General features: G+C 28.6%; 8 protein-coding genes. All 8 read right to left on the minus strand.

What is annotated here, in order from left to right; translation table 11 throughout:
• Positions 1 to 194 precede the first annotated feature (194 nt).
• Positions 195 to 1,169, minus strand: a complete 975-nt coding sequence (locus M4I21_RS18035) for a hypothetical protein (protein ID WP_249560626.1) — start codon at positions 1,167 to 1,169, stop codon at positions 195 to 197.
• 1,069 nt (positions 1,170 to 2,238) lie between these two features.
• Positions 2,239 to 2,694 carry a DUF5063 domain-containing protein gene (locus M4I21_RS18040; protein ID WP_249560627.1) on the minus strand — a complete coding sequence of 152 codons (456 nt, stop codon included), beginning with the start codon at positions 2,692 to 2,694 and terminating at the stop codon, positions 2,239 to 2,241.
• Between the two features lie 164 nt (positions 2,695 to 2,858).
• Positions 2,859 to 4,436, minus strand: coding sequence for a hypothetical protein (locus M4I21_RS18045; RefSeq protein WP_249560628.1), 1,578 nt, complete (start codon positions 4,434 to 4,436; stop codon positions 2,859 to 2,861).
• Between the two features lie 242 nt (positions 4,437 to 4,678).
• Positions 4,679 to 5,437, minus strand: coding sequence for a hypothetical protein (locus M4I21_RS18050; protein ID WP_249560629.1), 759 nt, complete (start codon positions 5,435 to 5,437; stop codon positions 4,679 to 4,681).
• Positions 5,409 to 6,257: a DUF7946 domain-containing protein gene (locus tag M4I21_RS18055; RefSeq protein ID WP_249560630.1), complete on the minus strand. Its 849-nt coding sequence runs from the start codon at positions 6,255 to 6,257 to the stop codon at positions 5,409 to 5,411. Before M4I21_RS18055 ends, M4I21_RS18050 begins: the two co-directional genes overlap by 29 nt.
• A 202-nt stretch (positions 6,258 to 6,459) precedes the next feature.
• Positions 6,460 to 7,113 (minus strand): EcsC family protein, encoded by a 654-nt coding sequence (locus M4I21_RS18060; RefSeq protein WP_249560631.1) that lies wholly within the window; start codon positions 7,111 to 7,113, stop codon positions 6,460 to 6,462.
• A gap of 213 nt (positions 7,114 to 7,326) precedes the next feature.
• Positions 7,327 to 8,100 (minus strand): hypothetical protein, encoded by a 774-nt coding sequence (locus tag M4I21_RS18065; RefSeq protein ID WP_249560632.1) that lies wholly within the window; start codon positions 8,098 to 8,100, stop codon positions 7,327 to 7,329.
• Between the two features lie 210 nt (positions 8,101 to 8,310).
• Positions 8,311 to 10,950 (minus strand): DUF4062 domain-containing protein, encoded by a 2,640-nt coding sequence (locus M4I21_RS18070; RefSeq protein ID WP_249560633.1) that lies wholly within the window; start codon positions 10,948 to 10,950, stop codon positions 8,311 to 8,313.
• Positions 10,951 to 11,064 lie beyond the last annotated feature (114 nt).

Here is an 11,064-nt window from a genome sequence, read left to right on the forward strand (position 1 = left end):
AGGTTCCAATAAGAACTAAAAGAATTAAGTATTTGATATGATTCATAATTATTGCCAACGTTGTTGTATATGGTTTGTTGCGTGTTTCAAGGAACTAATTTAGTAAATAATTACCGACCAAGAAAGTCCGCGAGGACTTTCGTAAGTAGGCGAGAAGCCAGCAATAAATTATATACGGTGTTAGCAGCAGTAATTTATTCAATAATTGATGATTGTGTTGTTTTATTTCCTATTATTCTCAATATATTCTGTACTAATTCATTGTTATATTCTAATTCATAATATTTACCATTTCCAATTTCTTTAGTAGCCATTTTGATATAAGTAGATTTACGCATTTGACTTCCAAAGTCACTTTTAGTTATCTCTTCTGCTTTGTCCATATAATATTGATAAATATCGTCTTTTTTCAATTCTACTTCAATTCCTTTTGAATTCCACCTGTAGCCTTCTGTATAGAAAGGTTTACTTTTCTTGATGGTATCTGGATTTATTTTAATCTTTTCATTAACTACTTTAATTATATTCTCAATTTGACTATTCGCTATATTTTTTTGAGTAATACTGTAGATATATTTTTTATTAATAATTTGAGCTTCAATATTTTCGTTTCCTTTAGGGTTTCCTACTAAAATATTTGTGTCATCATAGGTTTTTTTGTCTTTTATATTTTCAAAGTTTTGTATAGATATAGAGTCACCAATTTGCATTCCACCAATTTTAAAATTAATGAGTGATAAAAAGTTATTAGTTTCTTCTAGTTCAATATTATTTTTTGAGGTTGTTAGTACATTATAGTATTCAGATTTTAATGGTTTAATTATTAATAATGGTTTGTCAAATAATTTTTTAAAATCGAATAGTAAAGTGTCAGTTACTATAGTGTCTTTCTTTTTTTCTCCTTTTCTTGTTATTGTATATAGTTCTTTGAAAATGATTAAACTATCTTTTTTAATTAACGGAAATTTCATTGATTTTCCAGTAATTTCCGAAAAACAAACTATTGAATCATTTTTGAATAAAACTTTTTGATGGGATGTTGATTTACTATAATCTTCATTATACTCTTTGTAATGAATTAACCATTCATATTTTGAGAAATTATCTTGCTTTTTTGAACAAGAAAATAAAATTGTTAGTAATAATAAAAACGTAATGTTCTTTCTCATATTTTTTGGTTTATTGCTGCTAACGGTTTAGCTATGATTAGTGCGGAACTAAGGAAACCTTTTCGTTTCCGACTTCGGACTAAGCTAAAACTTTTTGTTTGTTTTTTATTTTTATTTTCAAAAGACAAATCCAATAGATTTGGCGACAGCATAAATATACACAAGCCATTCGATTAAACAATCCAACCCGCATTAATTATAGGTGTTGTTAGTAAATGTTCTTTATTCGGGTACAACCGCTCTAAATACATCTGAGTATTACATTCTATTATTGCCAACAGAGTAAAAACGAACACCGTTCTGATAAACATTGGAATGGAGTACAGCCACAAACTTATTCATTTCCGATTATTCTGTAGCTATTATGCCGTCTGAGTGATCTCCAACAACCCTGATAAACATCTGAGTTAAGTCCAACAACATAATTTTATTCAGTTACAATTACTCAGAGAATATTTGTCTTACTAGTCGATATTTTAAATTTCAACTGTAATATTTACTAACGTTAAGTATAAGAAATCGTAGGGCGGTTAAAAAGCACTTACGTTTCGGTTTAATACTTAGCTAAATATAAATATTTTGCTTTTATTTTTCGTTTAAATGCCAATTTTTATATTTAGCGGACTTTGTAAATAAGCACAGAACTTCGGGGTTGGCACAAAAGCCCTATGTTTTTTATACAGTGTTGTAACACGTTTCATTCTTTGAATTATTCATATTAAAATCAATCGAAAAACATTAAATATCCAAAATCCAATTGCAGGAAATACTAATCCAATTAATAACCATTTCGTTTTCAGGTTAGTCCAACTTTTCCAATTTTTTATTGTTCTTACTATAACTGCTAGTCCAAGTCCAAATGCAATAACTGTTATTGGGAGAAAGAAACTAAAATTAAAACTGAAATTATGCCCTGCATATCCTTTCCTATATCCAAACAAGTGCCTAAATTCATTAACTAAAAGTGCGAGAAGCAATAATACTAGGCTAAAAATAGCCATTATTAAAGTCCATTTAATTTTCTTTTTATGAGCTTTAGATAATTCCAAAAAATGTATTTGATTTGTTTTTATTCACTTCGTTCTTTCAGTCTTTTTAATAAATCAACTAAATGTTGTTCAGAGTGTGTTCGCATAGAAAACTCGAAATTCCAAAGTGCATCATTTAGACTCGTATTCTCCATTCGCCATTTCACAGCCAATAAATCTTTTATAATGTCAGTCAAATCGTCTAACTCATCTCCAATTCCGATTTCAATATTCGGTTCCATTTTATTTGAGTCTAAAACTGAACTGTACCAACCAAAATTTTGAAAATTTGATTTTACATTTTTAAGTATTTCTTTATAATCAAATTCAGGTTCTTTTTCATAGTCTGCCTCGTCAAATTCAAATTCTGCATTTAGAAATTCCGAGTAAATTCCGACTAACAGTTTTTTTAGGACATCATTTTTGTCGGTCAATTCCACTTTTGGGTTAATTCCAAACTCTGTGATTTCGTCTATTAATTTTTTTAATTTACTCAATGTTTCCTGGTTTGGTCAAATGTGTTACAACGTGTTTGTATATGGTTTGTTGCGTGTTTAAGCACCTAATTTAGCAAATAAAAACCGAATAGAAAATCCGCGAGGGTTTTCGTAAGCAGGCTAGAACCAGCAATAAATTATATACGGTGTTAGCCACTGGGCTTTTATTCGTTCAGTTCAAAATATGTTTCTAAAGTATTGAATGTATATATCGATTTAACGAATATTTCTTCCAAAACCTTAGTGTAATTATCGTTTTCAATTCCGAAATATTTAAGAGCCTTTTTACAATCCTTATTTGATTCACTAAATGTATGAGCAATTAAACCAGATCTTAAATTTTGAAGATTTCTTAAAAACTCAAACATTTTAGGTATATTTATTTCTTTAGATTCTAAAAATTTCTCAAATTTTCCAATTCCTCGAATTTTTGATTCTAAACTTAACCCTTTTGCTAATTCTTTTTCATTTAGTCTGTCAATAGTTAGTTTTACAATAGTCAAAGTTTGTTCACAAAAAGATTTGACATTATTAGATGTAATTTTATGTAATGCCGTAAATAAATGTTCATCTGTTTTTGATAATGGTTTATATAATTTCCATCCAAATTTTTTTTCCCACTTTTTATTAAAACTTTCGTATTTTGATTTGAATAATAAGTCCACTGCCTCAGGCTGTTCTGCCCATTGGCCTTCTATCATTGTTTTATAATAAGTTCGACTTATGTTCATTCCTTCTTTAGGTGGAATATTATATTGTTTCCAATGAAGTTGTTCCATTTCTGGAAGCATTCTTAAATTGGTAAGAAAAACAGGAATATATTCATCTACATTATTGTCTATTTTTAATCTAAAGAATTTGGAACCAACGCTAAAACCGTCAACTTGATATTTATTAGGCTCATTATAATATTTGTTTAATACCTCTTTTTTAAAATAGGTTACTTTAAAATGATTTCCATCAGTTTCTGCGCAGTCTTCATAAATTAATTCTCCTTCATCATCAATTTCAATTATGTAGCTTTCGTTTTTTGAGATCTCAATGTCGAAATGTGATTTTTTTGTTTCATTTGGTTTAATGAAAACTTTACCCATTAACCAACTTTGAGTTTTTTTAGATACGTTTCTAATTAAATGATTATAAATAAAATCGTTTTCTTTGATAAGCTCATCTTGATGCTTAATATTCCAATCTGAAGGAATGTTTTTGAGCAACCTCATAAAATCATAGCAAACAACAAAGTTCATATCACGCATTGTAATATATTCTCTTAAATATTTAATTTTAACTTTAATTAATTTTGGCTCGATAATTAAAACTTCGTCTAATTCTCCATAATCACTTACGTAGTAAAAGGTTCGGTTTTGTTTGTCATTTCCTTTTTCGTATAGTCGAAAGTAGAGAACAAATTCTTCTGCAACATCTAAATATTTAATTGATGTCTCTTGCAATAAAAAGTTTTTATAGAATAAAAAAGGCTCTAATCCATCTTCTTCATTGGTTTTATAAGAGTTATCTCCATAAACAGAAGGTTTTCCTTCACTTCCAAAAGAAAGTGGCCATTTGTAATCCTCATTGTATTTTTCAATTTTGTCATTTGCTATTAAACAACAGTAAACTCCGGCAGTATCATCAAAATTGTTAGAGTCGTTTTCATATATTTTTAACCAACCGTTTTTGATTAAAAATTTGGATTCAATCTCTTTTTTTTTGTCTTCTAAAAGAAAATAGTTTTTCTCCATTTTTTTTATTCGTTCAGATTGGTTTTTGCCTTGTGGCTAACGGTTTTGTATATGGCTCGTAGCGTGTAAATTAGAAAACAAATTTCAGATTAAGCACAAGCCAGATTTTTAAATTTTACTATTTATTTTTTTATTGGAAATCGTCAAATTTAAAAATTTGGCGACTTTCCAAATATGCCTTAAATTCTATTAATCAGCTTATTAGCTATGAGTTATATACGTTGTTGTAAAATGTAATTTTTTTATTTCATCCACAGTAGTAATTCTCCATCTGATTGAATAAACGGTATCAAGTAAATTATTATAAAGTATGTGAGAACAAAGACTAACTCCCAATTATTGAAATTCACAGATTTATGCTTATAAATTGAAATGAAAATTCTAAGAATGATAATTAATACTAAAACTACCGTAATATAAGTTGTGACTTTTCCTTTATTACTATTTAGGCTAGATACTTCTTGGAATCCAAAACCATATTTTGCTCCTTTGATTCTACTTTTCAAAATCCATTTTTCCTCATTTATATTTGAATATAATACAGAAAACATTTCTCCATCTCCTTTTTCCAACGCCTCTTTGTTTGATAATGAAAAGATAATTGAATCATTCAGTATCTTAGGTTTGAATTTAATATTAGGTCTGCTACTTTTTATTGATGAAATTTTTAAAATTTTAACTTTTCCTTCATTGTACAATGTAAGCGGTTTGTTTGCTACGAAATCAGAATAATCAATTATGTCATCACCATTATTCCAAATTTTAATATTTATTGAATAAATATTTTTAATTAACGAATCTTTCCATTTAATTGAAATGTTAGATTCATTTAAATTTTGTGCTACTAACTGCGAATCGGAAATATTATATAAAGGTTCTTTGTTTTTAGAACTTAAAACATAAAAAAAATAGCTAATTATTAAACTAATGAAAATAGCAGTTATAGGACTTTTTATAATCTTATAAAAAATATTAACCGACTTGTGCGTTATCTTTATCATCTGTATATGCGCCTTTTACAAAAAATCTTTTTATATTACCTATATTGTCATTAATGACTTGAGCTTTTAAGAATATTTTTCCTTCTCCTCCGTAGACTGAAGCTTTATATAAAGACCATTTTAAAATTTCTTCTTGTTCAACACTAATTTCGTTTTTATCAATATTAAAAGGTAGTGTTTTTTTCTCATCGTCCATATAAAATCTACCATACCCTGTTATTATATTATATTTGGTTACGTTTCCTAAAATATCCTCTCTTAAGCCTCCATCATTTTTAGAGTATACATAATTTTTTGTTTCTTTATCTAAGACTAAAATTTTCCCTCCTCTTGGTCTAATAATCTGTATTTTTGAATCTAAATTATCTATAGGTCTATGTATTTGTTGTAATGGTGCTTCTAAAACAGCTTTTAATTCATCTGTTATAAGTTCGTTCTCTTTTACGATTCGTTTAACAGTATTTGTTTTTGGAACAGCATCTTTTCCTGTAGCAATTTTCCAAGAATATTCTAGCATATCCCAAAAAGCAGCAACTACGACACTTGTTCCAAGAGCTTGAACAGCTGGGTCTTGAAAAACAACTGATATGACCTCTATGAAACTTCCTTTTTTAGGCGGATGTAGGTAAAATTCAACATCAGGGATATTAGCACCTTTTACTCGAATATCTTTTCCTCTTGTTATTACAGCTTGAGTTGTTATAGCTAAAGCTTTTGAAATACCTAATAAAGATGTACTTGCATTATATAAATCAAGTCTGTGGTTGTCTGCTTCACCACCGATATATCTGATATTTATTCTAGCTTCTTTTTCGGTCATCTTTTGTTATATTTTACAACGTTAAGTGTAAAAAATCGTAGGGCAGAGGATAAGCAATGTTCTTACGATTTGACACTAAGCCAAATATAAATATTTTGCTTTTATCATTTTTTGTAAACGCCAAATTTTACATTTGGCGACCTCGCAAACAAACCCAAACCTTTACAACTAACACAATCCGCCCTATGTTTTTTACACCATGTTAGGCAATGTTTTTGGTTTCTACAAACGTCTTTCTTGCGGTATTTCCAATAATATTTGTAGTTACAGTATCGAAAGTTCCACCAATTATTCCACCAACAATTGGTACAGCTTTTCCTAAATTTATTGCTCCTTTTTCTCCAAATTTAGTTAATAATCTAAATCCAACTTTTTGATTAATTGCTGTTATTGTTTTTCCCGATATATTAGCTATCATTTGTGTACTTAATTTACGACCAACAACAATCCCTATATCTTTTAAAATGTCTTTAGCTCCATTTCCAGCCATACACAAATAAACAAGTGACTTTACTCTGTCATCTTTTAAGTCATAACCTCCTATATATGCTATTGAAGCAATCATCCGAATTTGGACATACATAACACTTGCTAAATTAGCTGGAATAGCAACCGGCATTGTAATAAGTCCACCTAAACCTGTCAGAAATCCACTAGTGCCTGCTTTTGTATTTTGCCATCTGATTAGCGAATTACAGTTATTTATAGAATCATCTCCGTTTTTCATATAGTTTTCCGCCATTTCTTGCGCAGAATCAAAACCAGGAATTCCATTTATAGCCTTATCATAAGCATAATCTAATGCTTTTATAATCATTCCTTGATTCAATTCTTTCGGTTTGGTTTCTTCGGTCATAGTTTGTTTTTAATATTGCCTAACGGTTAGTGTAAGGAATGTAGGGCAGAGGATAAGCACTGTCTTTCGAATTCTCACTAAGCCAAATTTACATATTTTGCTTTTATTTTTTTCTAAATGCCAAATTGAAAATTTGGCGACCTCATAAAGAAACCTAAACCTTTAAATTAAGCCCAAACGCCCTATGTTTTTTACACCGTGTTAACAACTGGCTTATTTCCACCACATTTTTCTTTCTTTTTCTTGAGCTTCTTTATCTCCATATATCCAAGCTTGTGAGTAATTCTCCCAACCTTTATCAAGATATTTTTCATTTGGAGAAAACTCTCCAGCTCCTATGTCAAAATCTTGATTTGCATTAGGAATTCTAAAATCTGCCCAATTACATTTTTTTTCTTTTAAGGTTTTATAACTTTTCCAAATACCAACAAAGGCATTGTTCATATAGCTATCTGAATTAGACTCAATGTCATCATAAATTATTTTATTTTCAGAATTTAAATACCATTTAGAGTAAAGCTTACCTTTAAAAGTTCCACTATATTTTTGTTCAATATTTTCATTGAATTCATAACTCGCAATTAAAATTCCTTGTGATTTAATTCCTTTATCAGCATAGTAGCCGTCAACACCAAAGTGTAATTTTTTCACTTTATTTATTGTAACGAGAGTTATTACTCCGCTAAAATCACAAATTGTTCCTTTTACTGAAGATTTCCCTGTAACTAAATATTCGTTAAGATTATTAGTTTTTTTAGTGATTGAAATCAGTTTTAATTTAATTCGTTGATGGTCTTCCCCAATAATTCCTCGAATTAATGAGTTTTTTGTTTTTGTCCAAATATTTGAAAAATCATATGAATTTAGAGAATCAATTAAATTTTCATTTTTTATCTCGTTTTCAAAGTCAAAATTCCTATCAAATCGATTACTTGTTTGTCCAAATGAGATATTTGTTAGAAGAAGAAATAATATTAGTAGTCTCATTTTTGCTTGTTGTTAACGTTTTGTATAAGAAACGTAGGGCAGTTAATAAGCACTTTCGTTTCGATTTATCACTTAGTTAAATATAAATATTTTGCCTTTATTTTTATCTTAAATGCCAAATTTTATATTTAGCGGACTTTGTAAATAAACACAGAACTTTGAAGTTAATACATATGCCCTATGTTTTTTATACATTGTTAGCAGATGGCACTATTCCTCAGCTTCTCTTTTTGGTAGTTTAATCTTACTTATTTTATTTAACCCTGGTTTTTTATCTCCATATTCATGTTTAGCATATCCCATTTTTAATAAGTAGCTAATGTTTTTAGACTCAGTTTCGTCTGTTATTGCATAATGATACTTTGCTCTTAAAGCGTTTACTGTATCAAATAGATAAAATGAATTCTTTGAAATACTTATTATATATTTTTCAACCTCATTTTTCCAATTACGCGGTCGAGTGAAAATTAAGAGAAGTATTAAATGATGCTTTATTAATTCATTATCTTCTGATGATATACTGTCAAATAATAATGGTCCAATTTTACTTGAAATTAAATCATCCTTAAAAAAACCAACAACATTAGTTGGATTGGCTTGAAATATACGATTGATTCTTTCTTCTACTGTATCTCCAAAATTATCGCCCAAATAGAATCCTTGACCAGCAAAAGCAGCACTTCCTCTAGTCGCTAAAGCAGGTGTTAAGGCAAATAAAACTTTTGAAATTTGTTCCCAACTGCGAGTAATTGCTTTAAGCATTTTTCGTTTAGTATCTGGGTCAGCATAATCACTATTTCTTAAAGCCCTTGAACAAGCTTTGATTTTTTGCATTAAGACTACTAGAGAATATTCTTCAAATATTGTTTGTATGCTTTGATTGTAAGGTTTCAATTGATTGTAATCTCTGTCAGCATGTTGGTCTTTAATAGATTCGGGAAGTTTTGAATTTTGTACATCCTCACTAATTTCTGCCTGCATTTTATTAATACTGTCTTCTGATGGTTTCCATTCAGCTAATTTAAAAGGATTTAGTTCTTTTGGTAAACCAAGTTTATCTTCAACAATTTTACATGTTGTTTCAATATCATTTGTTAAAAACACAAGTGCATCTGTTCTGTTTCTGTCTATTCCAGTATAAAATTCTATTATTTCTGGAAAAGAAACATATTTCTTTTCATTAAAAATATAATCGCAAAATTCTTTATTTGAATGCATTCTTTTTGCTCCGAAATAATAAATCCAATAGGATGCACGAAAAGAAAATTCTGTTTCTGTTTTCATAATTATGCTGTTTGCATAAAGTATATCAAACACTACTGATACTTCTAAGTCTATAAGCTTTTCTTTACAAAAGAAATTAATTTCTGACAAGAAGTGTTCTCTTGTAAACTGATAAAAATTATTTTTTATTAATTTCTCACAGAATCTACCTAATACATACTCACAATCTTTTAAATCAGGTTTTATTTTATAAGTAGGTAATTCTCCTAGATCAAATAAAACAAAAAGAACCATTTCTAACATTTTTGTTCTATTAACGGGACTTTCGTCAAAATGCTTTTCAGAAACTTTTAGAAGAGTTAAACAATTAGATGGTGTTCTATGGATGTTTAGCACATTTAAATCAGAAATAACTTTATTTAAAACGGCATTCTCATCCCCAATATGGATTTTATTATTATAAGCCGACACAACGTTTCTTATTTCTGTTCTAGGTAGAGCTAATAAGTGAAGAACATTAAAATCTCTATCAATTTTTTCTTGATTATTTTCTGTTTTAAATTTTGAATCATCAATAGTTTGCATGACGATTATTGGAGTGTCTTTAAATTCTTTACAGAGGTTTTTAAGTAATTTATTAGCTCCGTGATCAGTATTAATCCAAGAATCTAAAATGATACAATCAATTTTATTATTTTGAATATTTAAGCTTAACAATTCTTTTTTGATACAATTAGTAATAGAGTTTCTTTTTGTTTTTTGTGCATCTAGATATACCCAAGTGCAATCTCTTTCCCAAGCTTCTTTTATAAAGTAATGTGAAAGGCAGGTTAAGCCAAATTGCGGTGGTGATTTAATAACAGTAGATTTTGGAGTTTTAATAATATCCTCTAAATCTATTTTTGATTTGAAATTTTCATCAGAATTATGTGAAATGTCATTTGTATCACTTAATATTGGAGGAACCCATATGATTGGTTGCCCTGAAAACATACATAATGCTTCATTAAATCTATTTTTAAGTAATTGCGTAACGGATTCTTTTAATGCAAGTTGTTTAAGTTTTTCGGATTCTATTTTAAGTTCTATATTATCGTGTTTAGGACTTAATTTACTTACAAAATATGAATATAAATGGTTATATAAATTTTCTTCAAATTCATTAGTTCCTCTAAATTGATTATATAGACCTCCTAAATCGGAAACTTTTCTTTTAAAATCTCTAACTTTTTGAACTTGTTCTAAATCTAAAGAATCTATTTCGGCATTTTCTTGATTGAAATAAAATAATATTTCAACATCTTCTTGATTTATATGACGTTTATAGGCATGTAAAAATTCTTCTTCAGTTCCTGAACCTGCTCTTGGTGTAGCTGTTCCAAACTTATTCCACATGATACCAACAAATAAGTCATATTCATTTAATAACTGTTCATTTATTATAGCTTGTCCATCTTGACCGAAACTTGGTCTAGCATCATTCTCCCATTTTTTTGATTCAATTCTAAAGTTTAATTGATTTCCTATTGTCTTATTTAATTTAGCGAATACTGTATCACAAATATCTCTTTCATTTTGAGTATCACCTGGAGAAGCAATAAAACATTTATATAAATTTATAGTCATAGGGTATTTTTTTTTGCTTTCTGCTAACGTTTCAGCTATGATTAGTGCGGAACTAAGGAAACCTTTTCGTTTCCGACTTCGGACTAAGCTAAAACTTTTTGTTTGTTTTTTATT

The sequence above is a fragment of the Cellulophaga sp. 20_2_10 genome (assembly GCF_023476645.1).
Taxonomy (GTDB): domain Bacteria; phylum Bacteroidota; class Bacteroidia; order Flavobacteriales; family Flavobacteriaceae; genus Cellulophaga.